Here is a 16,959-nt window from a genome sequence, read left to right on the forward strand (position 1 = left end):
GGTCCCGGGACGGTGGCGACCGACCCAAGATCGGGCCCGGCTCGATGGTGCTCGCCACGACGCTCGGGGAGACGTGCGTCGCGTCGGACCGGCGTCACGGCCGCGAGCCCGGATGCGGGGCCGCCGGCCATGCCGACGTCGGCGGTGCCGGCTGGGTCTACGAGCCCGCGACGCGCGCGGCCAGCGCCTCGAGGAACGCACCGTGGCCGGCGCCCCGTGCCGGCGTCTCGCCCGGCGGGAGCTCGGTCATGCAGTCGAAGTGCCCGACGTGCTCGTCGACATCGATCTGGACGGGCCCCGGTGCCGAGTGCAGCACCTCGGTGGTCTCGGGGGGCGTGATGACGTCCTCCGCCCCGGCGAAGACCTCGATCGGTACCCGGACCTTCGACAGCGCCCCCGGCGCCCCGAACCAGCCGAGGGACGGAGCGAGCAGCACCACGCGCGTCACCCGCCCTTCGGTGGGCACGGGGATCGGCTGGGCGTCGCGCCCCCAGGGCACCGCGCCTGCCAGGGACAACGCGGCGGCACCGCCGATGGAGTGACCGACGATGGTCACCGGGAGACGCTCGTCAGCGTGCTCGGCCAGCGCCGACCTCAGACCCGCCGCCCGCTCGCGGAGCTGATCCCCGGTGACGTTGCGCGGGTCCAGCCGCGGACTCGTGGGCGCCAGGACCGTCAGTCGACCGCGCGCGAGGCCCTCCAGAAGCGTGCTGTAGCGCCGAGGGTCGCCGCCGGCGCCCGCGGCGAAGAGCACGATTCCCCGGGGGCTGCCTGCCTCGAACACGACCACGCGCGAAGTGTAGGTCGCCGTGTCGGTCCGGTCCCGCCGTCCCGCAGGCCGGCGGGACGGCGGAGTCGGCCTCGGCGCGTCAGCCGAGCAGGTCCGGGTCCGGCAGGTTCGGGTCGCGAGGATGCACCGTCTGCGAGACGTGGAGCACGGTGACGTCGCTCGGCCTCGCCAGCAGCGGACCGACCAGGCTGCGGTAGCGCAGGTAGTGGTCGGTGCGGTAGTGCGCGCGGAGCGCCGCCTCGTCGCGCCAGCCCGAGAAGGTGAAGAACTCGCCCGGCTCGCCATCCAGGAGGACGCGGAAGCTCGTGGAGCCCGGCTCGGCACGAGTGGCCGCGAACTGCCGCTGCAGAGGCCATCCGACGCGCCACGCCACGGATCACCCCGATCGCCCGCGGTCCGGGGCGACCAGAACGGCGTCGGTCGGCCGCGCCCGTCGGCAGGGCGGGGTCAGGTGAGGTCGCGGCGCCGGAGCGCGGCGTCGGCGAGGGCGAGAACGACGGCGGTCGCGGCGATCAGCGCGGCGGTCGCGACGGCGCCGAACGGGGCGGCGGGAAGATCGGGCAGGAGTCCGAACGGCGAGACGTCGGAGACCGCCGTCGGCAGGCCGAGGAGCGGATCGATGATCCAGAGCGCAAGACAGCTCGCCAGGGCTGCCCAACCCAGGGCGGAGGCCCGTGGTGCGGCACCGACGAGCAACGCGGAGACGGCGCCGAGGACCCAGAGCGCCGGGGTGCGCGAGAGCGTGGCGAGGAGGCCGTCGACACCGTGCCCCGGGTCGCCCGAGAGGGTGAGCACGACGAGGAGCCCGACGCCGGCGCAGAGGAGGACGACGACGCTGCCGATCCCCGCGACCACGACATGGGCACCCAACAACGTCTGCCGGCGGCGCGTCGCGGTGGCCAGCGTCGCCTCCAGCAGCCCGGAGACCTCGTCGCGTCGCAGGCGCAGGAGCGCCTGAAGGGTGAAGCCGCAGGCGAGCATCGCGACGACGGTGCTCGTGCTGGAGAGGAACGCGTCGACTGGGTCGCCGCCGGCGCGGTCCAGCAGCTTCGCACCCGTTCCGCCGTCGCCGAGCAGATCGTCTGCACTGGTGGCCACGGCACCGACCGCGGCACCGACGGCGAAGAGCCCCGCACCCCAGCCCGCCACCGCCGAGCGCTGCCGGCGGATCGTCAACCCGTACACGCCGCGCAGTCGCGCCGAGGCCCGGTCGGGGCCGGGCGTCGTCCTGGTGAGGAGCCCGGTCCCGTGGTCGCGGGCTCCCTGCAGTCGCAGCGCGACCGCGACCACCACCATGGTGGCGGCGACCAGGAGCAGCAGCGGGGCGGGATCGTTCGCGGTGAACGGCGCGACCTCCTCCGCCCATCCCAGCGGTGTGACCCACCGAAAGGCGTCCGGGCCTCCGGCGTCGGTCACGGCGCGCAGCAGGAACGCGGTACCGAGTGCCACACCTGCGACCGCTCGCGCGGCGCGGGCGGTCGCGACCAGCTGCGAGGCCAGGACGGCCACGGCGGCGAAGAGGACGCCGACGGCCGCGACCGCCGCACCCTGGAGCACCGCACCGACGACGGGCAGCCCGAGCGCCATCAGTCCGATCGCGAGAACCGCACCGCCGGCGACCTGCAGCGCCGCGATCCACCCGAGCGCGACGCCTGCGGGGGCCCGGCGACCGACGGCCCCGGCCAGCAGCAGCTCCCCGCGACCGAGCTCCTCCTCCGCACGGGTGTGCCGGACGGCCAGCAGCAGACCGGTGAGCCCGGCGAACGTCGCGCCGACGACGACCGTGCGCCATGCCGTCAGGCCACCCAGATCGTCCAGCGCGCGCGCCGGCCCGAGCAGCGCCGCGTACGTCGCGTTGCCCTGCGCCGTCCGCGCCAGGCCGTGGCGGTCCTCGGGGCTCGCGTAGCCCCAGTGGATCGCCGCGGCCTGGGCGAGCGTGTAGCCCGCGACGACGTAGAGGGCGACCGGGCCGAGCACGCGGTCGCGGCCGACGGTCACGCGCACCAGGGCCCGCACCGTGGAGCTCATCGTCGACTCGCGGGGCCGTAGGAGCTGCGGAAGACCTCCTCGAGGGACGGCGGAGAACTCTCGAGCTCCTGAACCTCCGCACGCCGGAGCACCTCGAGGACCTCGCCCAGCGCACCGGGCTGCACCGCGAGGGTCACCTCGTCTCCGGAGATCTTCACCTCGTCGGTGCCCGCGATGCGATCCAGACCCACGGCGCGGCCCGCGATCCGGGCGCGGATCCGCATCGCGGTGCCGGTGCGCAGCTCGTCCAGCGTGCCCGTGCGGACCGTGCGCCCGTCCCGGACGATAGAGAGCCGGTCGCAGAGCCGCTCGACCTCGCCGAGGATGTGGCTGGAGAGCAGCACCGTCTGCCCGCGGTCCCGGGCCTCCCCCACGCACTGCTGGAAGACGTCCTCCATCAGCGGATCCAGACCGGACGTGGGCTCGTCGAGGATCAGCAGCTCGACGTCCGCGGCCAACGCCGCGACGAGCGCGACCTTCTGCCGGTTGCCCTTCGAGTACGCCTTGCCGCGCTTGGTCGGATCGAGCTGGAACCGCTCGATCAGCTCATCGCGGCGCGCCAGGACGTCCTGGCCGCGCATCCGGCCGAGCAGATCGATGGTCTCCCCGCCGCTCAGCTCCGGCCACAGGACGACATCGCCGGCCACGTACGCCAGGCGACGGTGCAGCTCCGGCGCCTGCCGCCACGGATCACCACCGAACAGCAGGGTGCGGCCTCCGTCGTGGCGCAGCAGCCCGAGCAGGACGCGGATCGTCGTGGACTTCCCCGCCCCGTTGGGACCGAGGAACCCGTGCACCTCCCCCGCCCGGACGTGCAACTCGAGACCGTCGAGCGCTCGCGTGGCGCCGAAGGCCTTCGTCAAGCCGGAGACGTCGATCGGATCGACCATGCCTCCGACAGTACACGCGTTTCATGAATGTGTGAAGCGTGTGAAATCACGTAGGATGGGCCGATGGCGACGGACGACGTCTCGACCCCGGACCTGCGCTTCGTCGAGCGGTTCGCACTGGTGTTGACCGAGGCCGGATGGCCGAGGATGGCCGCGCGGGTGTTCGCCTACGTGCTCGCCCGTGACGCCGGCAACGCGACCGCGACCGAGCTCGCCTCCGGGCTCGGAGTCAGCCCTGCGGCCGTCTCAGGAGCGGTCCGCTATCTCGTCCAGGTGCAGCTGTTCGTGCGCGAACGCGAACCCGGCGCCCGGACCGATTCGTACGCCCTGCGCGATGACCTCTGGTACGAGAACGTCCTGCGCCGCTCGGACACCCTCACCGCCTTCACCGCCGTCCTCGCCGACGGGACCAAGGCCCTCGAGCCCGGGAGCCCCGCCGCTCGGCGCCTGGGCGAGTCCCACGACTTCTTCGTGTTCCTCGGCTCCGAGCTGCCCACGCTCATGGAGCGCTGGAGGGCGACGCGCGACGGTGCGTGAACGACCCGGCCACGCGCCGGCGACCAGCCACGCCCGTCCGTGACCCGGACGGCGGCTCACCGGAGCACGCGCACGTCGCCGGCTCGGCCGCCGGAGGACCGTCCGCACCGCACGATCGACCTCAGTCGCCCCGTTCGTGGCCGCCGGCGTCCGCGTGGTGGTGGTCGAGCATCTGGCCGAGCAGGCCCATGAGGTCCGAGCGCTGCTCCGCGCTCAGCGGGGCGAGCAGGTCGTCCTGGGCGGCCTCGACGTCCCGCTCGAGCACGGCGAGCGCGCGCCGGCCCGCTGCGGTGATCGTGACGACGTTGCGTCGCCGGTCGTCGGGGTCGGGCCGGCGCTCCGCGAGGCGCTCGTCGTGCAGGCGGTTCAGGAGCCCGACGAGGTCTCCGCGGTCGATCGCCAGGCGCCGGGCGAGCTCCGCCTGACTCGCCGGCCCGGTCTCCTCCAGCGAGGCGAGGACCGCGTAGTCGCCGCGCCGACCACCGTGCTCGATGCGGGCGGCGACGAGCCGGTTGGCCCGCAGCGCCAGATGGTTGAGCAGCCAGCTCGGCAGTCGGCGCAGGCGCTCGGGTGGCTCCGCCGGAGCCCGGCGTGCCGGGCGCGCGGCTGCGTCTCGTTGTGGCACGACACCAGCGTACCGGTTCGTTGGACTTCCAACGACAATGCGCTACGGTCGACGTAGTCCGTTGGAGTTCCAACGATCGAGGGCGACCCACGATGACCTCCGCCGAGCAGCCCGAAGCCTTCGAGCCGATCCCCCGCCGCGTGTGGCATCTCGCCGCCGTGATCGTGTTCGGCGCGTTCATGAGCGGCCTGGACGCGACGATCGTCAACGTCGGCCTCGACACGATCGCTCGCGACCTCCACGCGTCGCTCGACGACGTGCAGTGGGTCGCCAGTGCCCACCTGATCGCCCTGGGCGTCTCGCTCCCCGCTGCCGGGTGGCTCGGTCGCCGCGTCGGCGTCGGGCGGATGTGGCTGACGGCGCTGGCGGCCTTCACCGCGACCTCGGCGCTCTGCGCCGCGGCCCGCAGCGTCGAGGTCCTGATCGTCCTGCGCGTCGCGCAGGGCATCGCGGCCGGCGTGCTGATCCCGGCCGGGCAGACGGTGCTCGGCCAAGCGGCCGGCCCCGGGCGTCTGGGCCGGGTCATGGCGAGCGTCGGCCTCGCGGTCGGACTCGCCCCCGCGCTCGGACCGGTCGTCGGCGGCCTCGTCATCGACGGCGCCTCCTGGCCGTGGCTGTTCCTGATCAACGTGCCGATCGGGATCGTCGGCCTCGTCCTCGGACTGCGCGTGATCCCGCGTGGCGCCCCCGAGCCCGAGATCCGGCTGGACCTCGCCGGCCTCGCGCTGGTGACCGTCGGCGTCCCGGCGCTCGTCTACGGGCTCACCGCCTGGGGCGAGCAGCGCACGCTCGTCGCCGCCGGCGTGCTCGTCCCGACCGTCGGCGGCGCGTTGCTGCTCGCGCTGTTCGTGCGCCATGCCCGCCGGCACACCGCTCCGATCCTCGACCTCGGCCTCTTCCGGATCCCGACCTTCGCCGCCGCCTGCGCGACGACGCTCACCAGCGGCGCGGCGATGTTCGGCGCCTTCCTCCTCCTCCCCCTCTACTTCCAGAGCGGACGGGGCTCCGGCGTCCTGGAGACCGGTCTCCTGTCGATCGGGCTGAGCGTCGGAACGGCCGTCACGATGCCGTTCGTCGGCGGGCTCGTCGACCGCCTCGGCGGGGGCACCATCAGCGTCGTCGGCTGCGCCGCGACCGCGCTGACGACCTTCCCGTTCGTCCTGCTGGACGTCGACGCCGACGGCCTCGTCGTCCAGGCGCTCCTGGTCGCGCGTGGTGCCGCGCTCGCGCTCGCGCTGATGCCGCCCACGGTGGCCGCCTATTCGGCGGTCGGCGAACGGCAGCTGCCCGACGCGGCCTCGCAGGTCAATGTCCTGCAGCGCGTCGGCGGCGCGCTCGGCGGATCGCTCCTGGCCGTCACCCTCGCCGGCGCGCTGGACGGCGGGACCCAGGCCGCCTTCCACCGCACCTTCGCCTGCCTCACCGCGTTCTCGTTGCTCGGCCTCGCCTCCGCAGTCTGGCTCCGGCGCACCGAACGGGCCGCCGGCCCTGCCGCCTCGACCTCGCTCTCCACGTCCTGATCACCCCCACCGAAGGGATCACGTCATGACCCCCACCCGCATCGCGATCGTCCTGGGCAGCACCCGCCCCGGACGCAAGGCCGACACGATCGGCCGCTGGGTCCACCAGCACGCCGCCCAGCGCGCGGACGAGCTGCACGCCGCGTTCGACGTCGTCGACATCGCCGAGTACGGCCTGCCGCACCTCGACGAGGCGACCCCCGCCATCATGGGCTCCTACGCCCAGCCGCACACCAGGGCGTGGGCCGCGGCGATCGGCGCCTACGACGGTTACGTCTTCGTGACCCCCGAGTACAACCACTCGACCTCCGGCGCGCTGAAGAACGCCATCGACTTCCTCTTCGCCGAGTGGAACGACAAGGCCTGTGGCTTCGTCAGCTACGGCGTCCAGGGCGGCCAGCGCGCCGTCGAGCACCTCCGCCTCGTCGCCGCCGAGCTGCAGCTCGCCGGCGTCCGCAGCCACCTCGCCCTCACCCTCGGCGTCGACACCGACGAGGACGGCGTCGCCACGACCGACCGCCAGATCCAGGTCCTCGACGCGATGCTCGACGAGACCGTCGCCTGGTCCCGTGCGCTGAGCGCCGTCCGCGACTGATCGCCACACGCCGCCGGCCCGACGGCCGGGGAGCGACCCGGGGTCCCATCCGAACAGGGCCGCACGAGACCACGATCGAACCGCGGGCCCGCGTGATCGGCGTCGACCACGTCGCGTCGGAGGTCGACGATCTCGACGGCACGATCGAGGACTCCCGGCGCCGGTCCGCCGTCGATCTGCGGGTCGCCGCGGGGACCCCTCGGCGGTCCTCGGCCCGGGCGACCGGGTCCGCGCGCCCCCGGGGCCCCGCGCCGGCTGCTCGCGGACCGGGCCCGGCACGTCGGTCCCGTCGTCGACGACGAGCAGATCGTCCGAGACGCCCTGAACCACGCCCGGGTCGGGGACCCGCTGCGCTCGATCCGCCGTCATTCGGCGACCGCGGTAGGCTCAGCTGCATGCACATGCAGCTAGTGGGCCGCCCGTGAGCCCCGGTCCGGTGACGGGTGCCAGCGCCGCGTGGTCCCGGGTCGCCGCCTTCGCGTCGGCCGTCGATGCGAGCCTGGGCAAGTGGCTCCTGGAGCAGTACCGGGTCGGGCTCACGGAGTACCGCGCGCTGGCGCACCTGGCGGACGCTCCGGACAAGGAGCTGCGGGTCAACGACCTCGCGCAGCGGGTGGGCCTGAGCCAGAGCTCCGCGACGCGCCTGGTGAGCCGCCTGGACGCGAAGGCCCTGACGCGCCGCGACGTCTGCCCCGACGACGCGCGTGGCGTCTACGCGGTGATCACGGACCAGGGCGAGGCTCTTGTCCGCGAGGTGCGCGGCCCGTACGAGGAGCGGGTCAGTGCGCTCCTCGGCGCGGTGACGGCGCACTTCCCCGAGGTCGACGCCGGGCAGCTCCGCCACGACGTCACCGACGTCGGACGGCTGATCTCCCCAGCGTGAACCCCATCGCGTACGGCGGTTGCAGAACGCTCGGATCGTGATAGATGTATGTACATGCAGCGACAGGACGTCATGACACCGAACGCGGGACCGACCCCAGGAGGAGCACGATGAGCTGGCTCTTCCTGGGGATCGCCGTGGTCTTCGAGATCGCGGTGGCGTTCTCCGCGAGCAAGGCCGAGGGATTCACCGACCGGAGGTGGACGGCGGCGACGCTCGTCGCCGGTGCGATCGCGACCCTCTTCCTCAGCCAGGCGCTCCTCACGTTCGACGTGGGCGTCGGCTACGCGCTGTGGACCTCGGCGGCCGGCGTCGGCATCGTCGTGGTCGGGGCGCTCGCCCTCGGGGAGCGGCCGTCCGGGAGGCAGCTGCTCGGCATCGGCATCGTCGTCGCCGGCGTCGTCGGGCTGCAGCTCAGCGGAGCCGCGTGATGCGTCCCTCGAGTCCCGCCCCCACGACCGTCCTCCGTCCCGCGTCCAGGTCCGCGGACGAGCAGGGACGACCCGCGACGTCGGACTCCCCGGCTCGCGATGCCGGAGACCGTGCCTGGCTCGTGCTGCTCCTGGCCGGGGTGTTCGAGGTCGCGTACGCCCTCAGCGTCGGAGGGAGCGAGGGGTTCACCGTCCTCGGCTGGTCGCTCTCCGCGGTCGTCTTCTTCCCGCTGACGCTCCTCGCCTTGAGCGTCGCCCTGCGGGCCATCGACGTCGGAATCGGCTACGCCGTCTGGGCGGGCATCGGCGCCGTCGGTGCCGCCATCCTCGGCCCGGTGGTCTTCGACGAGTCGCTCACGCTCGTCCGCGCCTTCTGGCTGGCGGTCATCATCACGGGCGTGGTCTGGCTGAAGCTCGCGGATCGCTCGTCACGGGAGACCGAGAAGCCGGCGTCCGTGGCGGGCCCGGCGGCGTGACGGGACGTCCCGCCGGACGGCGGCGGCCCGGACGGGACCGCCGACGCCGACGATCACGTCACCGTCGTGCGCCACGGTGATCCTCCGGCCGTGTCCTCGGCGTCCTGCGTCCCGGCCCGCGTGCCGAGCAGCCGGTCGGGTGGACGGGCCCGTCCGGCGGTCTCCGACCAGGCCTCGGCCGGCCCGCTCCACCCGCCGCCGGGCACCGTCGACGCCGCGCGCGGCCGGGCCGTCGGCGTGGCGACGGGGCGGGACGCCGCGTCGCGCATACTCGGGGCATGAGCGATCCCAACGTGATCGGCGTCCTCGCCCGCGCCTACGTCGACGACCTCGACGCGGCGCTCCCCCTTTACCGGGACCTCGCCGGCGGGGAGGAGCCCCACCGGTTCGGGTTCGGGACGATGCGCCTGGCGAAGGTCGGCGCGTTCCTGGTCGTCGAGGGCGCGGACGACGAGGTGCGCTCCCACGCCGCGACCGTCAGCGTCCGCGACGTCGAGGTGGTCGCGGAGGCCGTCGTCGCGCACGGCGGCACCCTGCTCGAGGGGCCGGACCCCGGGCCGAACGGGCCGCGCCTGATCGCCCGCCACGGCGACGGTGTGATCTTCGAGTACATCCAGCTCGTCACGGGCCGCTGACCGGCCGATGGCCACGACCCTGAGGGTCACCGGCGCCGCCGGCGGCCGCCCCGGGCGCGGCTGACGTGGCCCGCCGACGGCTGGCCGCGCTGCGGTCGAACCTCTCGATGGACCTGTCGCCGCTCAGGGAGTCCCGCGACTACCGGCTGCTCGTCGTCGGGAGCGTGGTGACCGGTCTCGGGACGCAGGCCACGCTGGTCGCCCTCCCCTACCAGCTGTACGTGCAGACGCGGTCGCCCGCCCTCACCGGCCTGCTCGGGGCGTTCGAGCTCGCCCCGCTGATCGCGATGTCCCTGTGGGGCGGCGCGATCGCGGACCGCACGGACCGGCGGCGGCTGCTCCTGCTCGTGCAGATCGTCCTCGTGCTGCTCTCCGCGGGCCTGGCGGCCGGGGCGTACGCAGGCGAGCCGCCGATCGCGCTGCTGTACGTCCTCGGCGCGCTCCTGGCCGGCGGCAACGCCGTCCAGAACGTCTGTCGCACGGCGATCGTCCCGAACGTCGTGCCCGCGGACCGCCTGCGGCCGGCGCTGGCGCTGAACTTCGGGCTGATGCAGGTGACGATGGTCGTCGGGCCCGCACTCGGCGGCGTGCTGATCGCGACCGGCGGGCTCGGGACGACCTACGCCTTCGACGCCGTGACGTGCCTGGGGATGGTCGCGTCGGTGCTGCCGCTGAGCCCCCAGCCGCCGCGGGCCGTGGCGGCCGACGACGTCGGGGTCTGGCGGTCGATCGTCGACGGGCTGCGCTTCGTGCGCTCTCGGAGGGCGCTCATGGGGTCCTTCGCGATCGATCTCTCGGCGATGACGTTCGGGATGCCGCGGACGCTGTTCCCGGTCCTGTCGGTCAGCGTCTACCACGCCGGTGCGACGGGGACCGGGCTGCTCAACGCGTCGGTCTCCGTCGGGGCCACGGCCGCGGCGCTCACGGCGGGGTGGCTCTCCAGCGCCCGGCGGCTCGGCCGGATCGTGATCGTCGCCGTCGTCGTCTGGGGGCTCGCGATCGCGCTGGCCGGCGCCGTGCCCTCGTTGCTCTTCGCGGTCCTCTGCCTGGCGGTCGCCGGGGCCGCCGACAGCGTCAGCGCCGTCTGCCGGTCGACGATCAACCAGACCGTCACGCCCGACGCCATGCGCGGCCGGATGTCGTCGGTCTTCTCGCTCGTCGTGCAGAGCGGGCCCCGGCTCGGTGACGTCGAGGGCGGTGCCGTCGCGTCGCTGACGTCCGCGCGCGTCTCCGTCGTCTCAGGCGGGCTTGCGTGCGTCGTCGGGGCGGGTCTCGTCGCGCTCGCGTTCCCGGCGCTGGCGGCCTACGACGTCGACCACGCGGAGGCGGAGCTCGCGGCGGAGAACGCGGTCGTCCCCGCCGGCGCCAGGCCCGGCTGAGCCGGGTGGCCGACGACCCGCGGGCCCTCGGCGGGGGCGCGGCGCAGCACGGGCGGCAGCCCGCGGCGACCGACGGCGCTCAGGCCACCGCGGCCTTCCAGACGAACCCGTCGGGATCGATGAACGACCCGGCGTCGCCGCCGATCACGATCCGGGGCGACCCGCTGCCCCCGGCGTCGACGCCGACGTCCTTGGCGGGCGGCGGGACCCGGCGCTCGGCGCCTCCGCCGGCCGGGTGGCGACGCCGTCGCCCAGGTCGAACGCGGCGGCGTGGACCGCGTCCGCGGCCGCCGGGTCGGGGGCCTCCAGCGTGATCGCGGTCAGGGCGGGCATCAGCGGCGCTCCTGGATCCGGATGAGGTTGCCCGCCGGGTCGCGGAACGAGCAGTCCCGGACGCCGTAGGGCTGGTCCGTGGGCTCCTGCACGACCTCCGCGTCGCCGGCCTGCACGCGAGCGAACACGCCGTCGACGTCGTCGGTCGCCAGGTTGATGCTGGCGTAGGTGCCCTTCGCCATCATCTCGCTGACGGTGCGCCGCTCCTCGTCGGTCAGGCCCGGGGTCGCGACTGGCGGGTAGAGCACGATCGACGTGTCCGGCTGGCCCGCGGGGCCGAGCGTGATCCACTGCATGCCGCCGTATTCGACGGTGTCGCGGACCTCGAAGCCGAGGGCGTCGCGGTAGAAGGCGAGGGAGGCGGCGGGGTCCTCGTGCGGGAGGAGCGCCTGGGCGATGGTGATGTCCATGCGCCGCAGACTAGGAGCGCGCGGACCCCGGGACTTCTCGATTCCTGATCGGTCGCGTCACCTGCTTGGCGAGGCACGCCGCCATCCCGGCCGTCGAGCGCGACGGGTCGCGGCGGTACGCGCCAGGCGAGACCCCGACGAGCTCGGTGAAGCGGGTCGTGAACGTGCCCAGCGACGAGCTGCCGACCGCGAAGCAGACCTCGGTCACGGACAGCTCGTCCTGGCGCAGCAGCGCCATCGCCCGCTCGATCCGGCGGGTCATCAGGTACGAGTAGGGCGACTCGCCGTACGCCTTGCGGAACTCGCGGCTGAAGTGCCCGGCCGACATGTGCGCGCCGCGAGCGAGCGCCTCGACGTCGAGCGGCTGGGCGTACTCCCGGTCGATCCGGTCGCGGACGCGCCGCAGCCGGACGAGGTCGGCCAGGTGCGGCGGGTCGGCGGGGCTGGTCACGCCGGGCATCGTCCCACGGATCCTCCCCCGCGTCAGATCGTCCGCACGCTGCCGACGTCGACGGCAGCGGGACGCGGCGCTGGATCGACGTGACGTGCACGATCGCGCCGCTCCCCTGCTGCACCATCGACGGGACGAGCGCCCGGTCCAGGCGGACGGCGCCGAGCAGGTTGGTGTCGAGCCCGCGCTGCCAGTCCTCGTCGGTCAGGCCGGTGGCGAGGCCGTCGTACGTGGCGCTGCCGCCGACGACGTTGACGACGACGTCGATCCCGCCGAGCAGGTCCAGGGCGCGCTCGGCCAGCGACGCGACCCCGGCGGCGGCGCTGACGTCGGCCGGCAGGAACGTGAAGCCGGGGCCCTCGGCGGGTGCCGTGCGGGCGGTGGCGACGACGGTCGCGCCGGAGGCGACGAGGCGCCGCTGGCGGGGGGGGGGCGGCGGGGGGCCCGCGCCCCCCCCCCGCCCTCGCGGCGGTGCTCGTGCTCCGCGAGCTCGTCGTCCACGAGCCCGAGGCCGAGCCGCTGGAGGTCGCAGGCCAGGACGCCCAGCGCGGCGGCGACGCCGGGGGCCGGGGCGGCGGAGCGCAGGTGCCGGGCGACGGCGGCCGTCATCTCCGCGACGACCGCGGAGGGGTCGCCGTCCGCCGCGGCGGGCACCCGGACGTCGACGTCCAGATCCCGCAGGCGCACGCCCAGGGCGCCCAGCTCCGCGGCCGCCGCCCCGCGACGACGGCGGCGGTGCGCGGGCGCCCCGCCGAACACCGTCCGGCCGGCGGCGGGGACCGGGGCGCTCACGGCGCCTCCCGCAGGACGTGGCGCAGGTAGCGGGCCACGGCGTCCGCCCGGCTGGAGGCCTCGAGCTTGCGCGCCACCGTGCGCACGTGGGACTTGACGGTGTCCTCGCTGATCACGAGCCGCTCCGCGATCTGGGCGTTGCGGGCGCCCGTCACCAGCAGGTCGGCGACCTCGCGCTCGCGGGCGGTCAGCAGCTGCTCGATCCGCGTCGGGGACGCACGGACGGCCATCGTCGCCTCGGGGACGGGGACGTGGCGCCCGCGCGCGAGCGAGGCCTCGTCGCGACTCAGGGTGCTGAGGCTGCGGCTGGCGGCGTCGACGGCGCGGTCCAGCCGGCGTCGGCGCTGGACCAGGCGCTCCAGGCGGGCGACCCGCTCGAGGACGAAGCCGAACCCGTCGGCGAACGCGCGCAGGTTGTCCCGGTCCAGCGGCCCCAGCCGGCGGCCGTCGCCGAAGCAGTCCGCCTGGAGGAAGCCGACCACCCGGTCCGCGGCGACGACCGGCGCCACCACGTAGCCGCGCGTCTGCGACGCCGCGACGAGGTCCTTGTTCGTGCGCGGGTCCTCGGGGTCGACCAGGCAGGCGACGCGGCGCTGCACGATCTCGGTCTCCAGCACGCCGGGGCCGAGCCCGATCCAGTCGTGGGTGAGGTAGTCGACGGTCGCGGTCGTGACCGCCGGGTCGAGCCCCGGCGCGACCCAGACGGCCTCCGCGCGCCACGCCGAGCCGCGCAGGCGCGACACGACGGTGCGGTCGAAGCCGCAGCAGGCGCCGAGCTCGGCCGCGGCGGCGGGCAGCAGCGCGGCGACGGTCGGCGACGCCCGCAGGCGGCCCAGCGCGTCGTGGATCCGTGGCGCGATGCCCGCGCCGAGCCCGCCGACGTGCGCCCGCAGGCGAGCGCGGAGCGCCGTCGCCCGGGCCAGCTCCTCGACGAGCATCGCGACCCGCTCGGGCGCGCGGCCGTCGTCGTCCCGCAGCTCGGCCTCCAGCAGCGCACAGACGATCGCGAGGTCCTCGTCCAGGACGTCCGGCTCCGTGAGGTCCGCCGAGACCGGGCGGCGCTCCAGGTAGTCGGCCGTCCGGGCGATGATCGTCGTGCCGCTCACCGCGCACCCCGCTGACCCGGAGGCGAGGGCACGGGGCTACGCGGACGGGTCGTCGTCGCGGGCGAAGCGGACCGCGTCGACGGCGGCCCGCAGGATCGGGAGGACCCTGAGGAGCTTGCGGACCGAGCCCTCGAAGACGACGTCGCCCGCGAGGATCGCCATCGGCAGGTGCGACCCCTCGGCGAGCATGCTGTCGAGGTCGTCCGAGCCGACCGCGAGCCGGACGGTCGGCTCCTGCGAGCCGGTCCCGAGGAGCACCTGCGGCGGGAAGCGGTCCAGCAGCAGCGTCACGGCCTCGCCGGCGTCGGTGACGTCGATCCGGGCGCGGACGCCCGCCAGGCTCAGCCGCCGCGCGGTCTGCGGGTCCTCGAGCGCGCGCTCGACGTCGGCGACGAACCGCGTCGCGGCCGTCGAGGGGGTGGGCCCGTCGCCGGCGGGCTCCGCGCGATGCGGCCCTCCGGGCGGGTGCTCGGGTTCGAGCATGGGGTCGGATGATGGCGATCGGCAGGCGCGCGCGAGCGCGGGCCCGCCGTGGACGGGCGCGGGAGACCGGCGGAGAATCGCCGTGCTCGCCATCGCTCGTCCTCCGCCGGCTCGCGTCGGCGCCTAGGCGGGGACGGCCTGCTCGTCCACCGGGGTTCCCCGCGCCCCGTCGAGGAGGCCGAGCTCGGCCCTCCCGATCAGGTCGTAGGCCTGCTCGGTCGTCAGCGGGTGGAACGGCCCGGCGCGCGCGTCGCGGTAGAGCCGCTCGAGCGGCTGCCCGCGGCGGAACGCGGAGCCGCCGATCAGGCGCAGCCCGGCGTCGGTGGCGCGGATCGCGGCCTCGGTGGTCGCGACCTTCGTCACGTCGATGTAGGCCAGCCGCGCCGCCGGGTCCCAGGCGGCGTCGCGGCCCTCCTCGAGGATCCGCGCCGTCGTCTCGAGCGCGCGGTAGGCGGTCTCGATGTCGACGAGCGTGCGCCCGAGGTTGGACTGGTTGAAGCCGATGTCGCGCAGCGCCACGTCCTGCCCGGCCTGCGTCGCGCCGAGGGACTTGGTGCGCAGCTTGTCGCGGGTGTACTCGTACGCCTTGTACGCGAGCCCGATGTAGACGCCCGAGAACGTCAGGGACGCCCACTCGAACTCCGCGAAGAGCCCGCCGCGGAAGTCCCCGCCGTGGGTCTCCGGCCCGATCCGCACGTCGTCGAACACCAGCGTGTGCGTGCCCGTGGCCCGCATGCCCATGGTGTCCCACGTCTCCTTGATCGAGACGCCGGGCAGGTCCTTGCGGATGACGAACACGGCCTCCGCCGCGGCGTGGTCGGCGAACGCGGCCGGGAGCGAGCCGTCCGCGCCGGTGATCGTCGCGTTGAACGCGACCACGTCGGCGCCGAGGCAGAGCGTCGCCCAGGTCTTCTGGCCCCGGATGATCCAGCCGTCCCCGTCGGGGATGGCGATCGTGTCCGCCAGGCCCATCAGGCCGGCGCGGTCCTCCGAGAACGGGCCGCAGACGATGTCCCGGTCCTCGACGACGCCGCGGAAGACGCGCTCCTTCGTCGGCTCGTCGAGCAGGCCGCGGAAGATGCCGACCATCGTCTGGTGCATGTTGAAGGCCAGGGCGCAGGCCGGGTCGCCCTTCGCGAGCTCCATCGAGACGCGCGTGACCGTCCAGATGTCGCCGCCCTTGCCGCCGTAGCGCTTCGGGACGGCGAGGTCGACGAGGCCGCTCTCCTTGTAGAGGGGCACCAGCTCCGTCGGGAAGCGGTTGTCGGCGTCCGCGGACGCACCGACCCGGTCGAACGCCTTCGCCAGCTCGACCGCGCGGGCGATGAGCGCGTCGCTCTCCTCCCGCGTGATCTCGACCTCGTGCTGCCCGGTGCCCATGGTGGCCGGACTCAGTCCGTGTCGAGTCCGCGGGGGAAGTACCCGCGGTCGTCGCGCTCGCCCTGGAGCGCCCAGGGCTGCGCGGAGTCCGTCCAGGCCTCGAGCTCGGGCTCCAGCCACGACGCGTCGTTCAGCGTCCCGGCCTTGATCCAGACGATGTCGTCCGCGTCGCCCAGGATCGAGAACAGCTGCGAGCCGCAGTTGGAGCAGAAGTTCCGGTGGGCCGGCGACTTGCGGTCCTCGCCCATCGTGTCGAACTGCTTGAGCGACGCGCCCTCGACGTGGAACTCGCCGATCTCGACGGCGGCGATGATCGAGTAGGCCGTGCCGGTGGACCGCTGGCAGTCCCGGCAGTGGCAGATCCCGGTCATGATCGGATCCTCGGTGTCGACCGTGTAGGTGACGTTGCCACACAGGCAGTGTCCGTCGAGCCTCGACATGCGTTCTCCTCCTCGAAGTGATGCGGCGTGGCGCTGCGCGCCGCACGCGTGACGCCTCGCGTCACGATGAACTTCTACGCCTCGCGCGCGCACCCGCGAATCGTCCGCACGCGGGATGTCCACCACCCGAAGGGGGTGGAGGACGCCGTCCGCGCCCCCGAAGGTGGTGTCCGACCCCTCGGGACGGGCGCGACGGCGGGCCCGCGGCGCCCGTTCCCGGGGCCGCGGGCGGTCCGGCTACATGCGGTAGGTCGGCGTCTTGCGCTCCGCCAGCGGCGCGTTGGCGCACGCCGAGAGCGCCAGGCCGAGCACGTCGCGGGTGGACTCGGGCGGGATCACGCCGTCGTCCCACATGCGGGCGCTCGAGTAGTACGGGTGGCCCTGCCGCTCGAACTGCTCGCGGATCTCGGCCTTGCGGGCCTCGATCTTCTCCTCGTCGGTCTCCTTGCCGACGGTGGCCAGGACGTTCGCCGCCTGGTCGCCGCCCATGACCGAGATGCGGGCGTTCGGCCACATCCAGAGGAAGCGCGGGAAGTACGGCCGGCCGGACATGCCGTAGTTGCCGGCGCCGAACGAGCCGCCGACGATGACCGTCAGGCGCGGCACCCTGGTCGTCGAGACCGCGGCGATGAGCTTCGCGCCGTGCTTGGCGATGCCGCCGGCCTCGGCGTCCTTGCCGACCATGAAGCCCGTGATGTTCTGCAGGAAGATCAGCGGGATCTTCCGCTGGTCGCAGAGCTCGATGAAGTGCGCGCCCTTCAGCGCGGACTCCGAG

General features: G+C 74.4%; 22 protein-coding genes and 2 pseudogenes. 9 read left to right on the forward strand and 15 right to left on the reverse strand.

Going from position 1 to position 16,959, the window contains the following annotated elements; all coding sequences use genetic code 11:
* Positions 1–157 precede the first annotated feature (157 nt).
* The 4 genes from AB0L40_RS11260 to AB0L40_RS11275 form a co-directional block, all read right to left on the reverse strand.
* A complete protein-coding gene (locus AB0L40_RS11260; protein ID WP_364353670.1) occupies positions 158–790 on the reverse strand; it encodes an alpha/beta fold hydrolase in 633 nt (210 codons plus the stop codon).
* Between the two features lie 79 nt (positions 791–869).
* Entirely contained in the window at positions 870–1,163 is a 294-nt protein-coding gene (locus AB0L40_RS11265; protein WP_364353673.1) for a putative quinol monooxygenase, read from the reverse strand.
* A gap of 74 nt (positions 1,164–1,237) precedes the next feature.
* Entirely contained in the window at positions 1,238–2,818 is a 1,581-nt protein-coding gene (locus AB0L40_RS11270) for an ABC transporter permease (protein WP_364353676.1), read from the reverse strand.
* Entirely contained in the window at positions 2,815–3,708 is an 894-nt protein-coding gene (locus tag AB0L40_RS11275) for an ABC transporter ATP-binding protein (protein ID WP_364353679.1), read from the reverse strand. The genes AB0L40_RS11270 and AB0L40_RS11275 overlap by 4 nt, the downstream gene beginning before the upstream one ends.
* A 63-nt stretch (positions 3,709–3,771) precedes the next feature.
* On the opposite strand from AB0L40_RS11275, the gene AB0L40_RS11280 reads away from it, so the two are divergent.
* Positions 3,772–4,245, forward strand: a complete 474-nt coding sequence (locus tag AB0L40_RS11280; protein WP_364353682.1) for a MarR family transcriptional regulator — start codon at positions 3,772–3,774, stop codon at positions 4,243–4,245.
* A 121-nt stretch (positions 4,246–4,366) separates the two neighbouring features.
* Here AB0L40_RS11280 and AB0L40_RS11285 read toward each other — a convergent pair whose 3' ends face one another.
* Entirely contained in the window at positions 4,367–4,870 is a 504-nt protein-coding gene (locus tag AB0L40_RS11285; RefSeq protein ID WP_364353685.1) for a MarR family transcriptional regulator, read from the reverse strand.
* 92 nt (positions 4,871–4,962) lie between these two features.
* Between AB0L40_RS11285 and AB0L40_RS11290 the strand changes: the two genes are divergently transcribed.
* The 7 genes from AB0L40_RS11290 to AB0L40_RS11320 all read left to right on the forward strand — a co-directional run bounded on the left by AB0L40_RS11290 (position 4,963) and on the right by AB0L40_RS11320 (position 10,789).
* Positions 4,963–6,390 carry a DHA2 family efflux MFS transporter permease subunit gene (locus tag AB0L40_RS11290; protein WP_364353688.1) on the forward strand — a complete coding sequence of 476 codons (1,428 nt, stop codon included), beginning with the start codon at positions 4,963–4,965 and terminating at the stop codon, positions 6,388–6,390.
* 25 nt (positions 6,391–6,415) lie between these two features.
* Positions 6,416–6,985 carry an NAD(P)H-dependent oxidoreductase gene (locus AB0L40_RS11295; RefSeq protein ID WP_364353691.1) on the forward strand — a complete coding sequence of 190 codons (570 nt, stop codon included), beginning with the start codon at positions 6,416–6,418 and terminating at the stop codon, positions 6,983–6,985.
* A gap of 421 nt (positions 6,986–7,406) precedes the next feature.
* Positions 7,407–7,868: a MarR family winged helix-turn-helix transcriptional regulator gene (locus tag AB0L40_RS11300; RefSeq protein ID WP_364353694.1), complete on the forward strand. Its 462-nt coding sequence runs from the start codon at positions 7,407–7,409 to the stop codon at positions 7,866–7,868.
* Between the two features lie 110 nt (positions 7,869–7,978).
* Positions 7,979–8,299, forward strand: a complete 321-nt coding sequence (locus AB0L40_RS11305; protein WP_364353697.1) for an SMR family transporter — start codon at positions 7,979–7,981, stop codon at positions 8,297–8,299.
* 122 nt (positions 8,300–8,421) lie between these two features.
* Positions 8,422–8,775 carry a multidrug efflux SMR transporter gene (locus AB0L40_RS11310; RefSeq protein WP_364353700.1) on the forward strand — a complete coding sequence of 118 codons (354 nt, stop codon included), beginning with the start codon at positions 8,422–8,424 and terminating at the stop codon, positions 8,773–8,775.
* 278 nt (positions 8,776–9,053) lie between these two features.
* Entirely contained in the window at positions 9,054–9,410 is a 357-nt protein-coding gene (locus AB0L40_RS11315; protein WP_364353703.1) for a hypothetical protein, read from the forward strand.
* 65 nt (positions 9,411–9,475) lie between these two features.
* Complete coding sequence (locus AB0L40_RS11320) at positions 9,476–10,789, forward strand: MFS transporter (RefSeq protein ID WP_364353706.1); 1,314 nt, start codon at positions 9,476–9,478, stop codon at positions 10,787–10,789.
* A gap of 79 nt (positions 10,790–10,868) precedes the next feature.
* On the opposite strand, the pseudogene AB0L40_RS11325 reads toward AB0L40_RS11320, so the two are convergent.
* The 5 genes and pseudogenes from AB0L40_RS11325 to AB0L40_RS11345 all read right to left on the reverse strand — a co-directional run.
* A pseudogene (locus AB0L40_RS11325) lies at positions 10,869–10,985 on the reverse strand (glyoxalase); the annotation flags it as partial.
* Positions 10,934–11,122 carry a hypothetical protein gene (locus tag AB0L40_RS11330; RefSeq protein WP_364353709.1) on the reverse strand — a complete coding sequence of 63 codons (189 nt, stop codon included), beginning with the start codon at positions 11,120–11,122 and terminating at the stop codon, positions 10,934–10,936. The pseudogene AB0L40_RS11325 and the gene AB0L40_RS11330, both read right to left, overlap by 52 nt.
* Complete coding sequence (locus AB0L40_RS11335) at positions 11,122–11,532, reverse strand: VOC family protein (RefSeq protein ID WP_364353712.1); 411 nt, start codon at positions 11,530–11,532, stop codon at positions 11,122–11,124. The genes AB0L40_RS11330 and AB0L40_RS11335 overlap by 1 nt, the downstream gene beginning before the upstream one ends.
* A 10-nt stretch (positions 11,533–11,542) precedes the next feature.
* Positions 11,543–11,992 (reverse strand): helix-turn-helix transcriptional regulator, encoded by a 450-nt coding sequence (locus tag AB0L40_RS11340; protein ID WP_364353715.1) that lies wholly within the window; start codon positions 11,990–11,992, stop codon positions 11,543–11,545.
* 55 nt (positions 11,993–12,047) lie between these two features.
* A pseudogene (locus AB0L40_RS11345) lies at positions 12,048–12,515 on the reverse strand (SDR family NAD(P)-dependent oxidoreductase); the annotation flags it as partial.
* On the opposite strand from AB0L40_RS11345, the gene AB0L40_RS11350 reads away from it, so the two are divergent.
* The gene (locus AB0L40_RS11350) at positions 12,455–12,805 is read left to right on the forward strand and encodes a hypothetical protein (RefSeq protein ID WP_364353718.1); all 351 of its coding nucleotides are present in this window, start codon (positions 12,455–12,457) and stop codon (positions 12,803–12,805) included. The pseudogene AB0L40_RS11345 and the gene AB0L40_RS11350 overlap by 61 nt on opposite strands.
* Here AB0L40_RS11350 and AB0L40_RS11355 read toward each other — a convergent pair.
* The 5 genes from AB0L40_RS11355 to AB0L40_RS11375 form a co-directional block, all read right to left on the reverse strand.
* On the reverse strand, positions 12,772–13,881 hold the full coding sequence (locus tag AB0L40_RS11355; RefSeq protein ID WP_364353721.1) for a LuxR C-terminal-related transcriptional regulator: 1,110 nt from the start codon (positions 13,879–13,881) through the stop codon (positions 12,772–12,774). The two genes, AB0L40_RS11350 and AB0L40_RS11355, sit on opposite strands and share 34 nt — an antisense overlap.
* Before the next feature lie 36 nt (positions 13,882–13,917).
* Positions 13,918–14,364 carry an SCP2 sterol-binding domain-containing protein gene (locus AB0L40_RS11360; protein ID WP_364353724.1) on the reverse strand — a complete coding sequence of 149 codons (447 nt, stop codon included), beginning with the start codon at positions 14,362–14,364 and terminating at the stop codon, positions 13,918–13,920.
* A 123-nt stretch (positions 14,365–14,487) separates the two neighbouring features.
* Positions 14,488–15,744 carry an acyl-CoA dehydrogenase family protein gene (locus AB0L40_RS11365; protein ID WP_364353727.1) on the reverse strand — a complete coding sequence of 419 codons (1,257 nt, stop codon included), beginning with the start codon at positions 15,742–15,744 and terminating at the stop codon, positions 14,488–14,490.
* Positions 15,745–15,755: 11 nt separating this feature from the next.
* The gene (locus tag AB0L40_RS11370; protein ID WP_364353730.1) at positions 15,756–16,184 is read right to left on the reverse strand and encodes a GFA family protein; all 429 of its coding nucleotides are present in this window, start codon (positions 16,182–16,184) and stop codon (positions 15,756–15,758) included.
* Positions 16,185–16,421: 237 nt separating this feature from the next.
* Positions 16,422–16,959: carboxyl transferase domain-containing protein (locus AB0L40_RS11375; protein ID WP_364353733.1), on the reverse strand; the 538-nt coding region annotated here is incomplete at its 5' end.

The organism is Patulibacter sp. NPDC049589 (assembly GCF_040675535.1).
In the GTDB taxonomy this organism is placed as follows: domain Bacteria; phylum Actinomycetota; class Thermoleophilia; order Solirubrobacterales; family Solirubrobacteraceae; genus Patulibacter.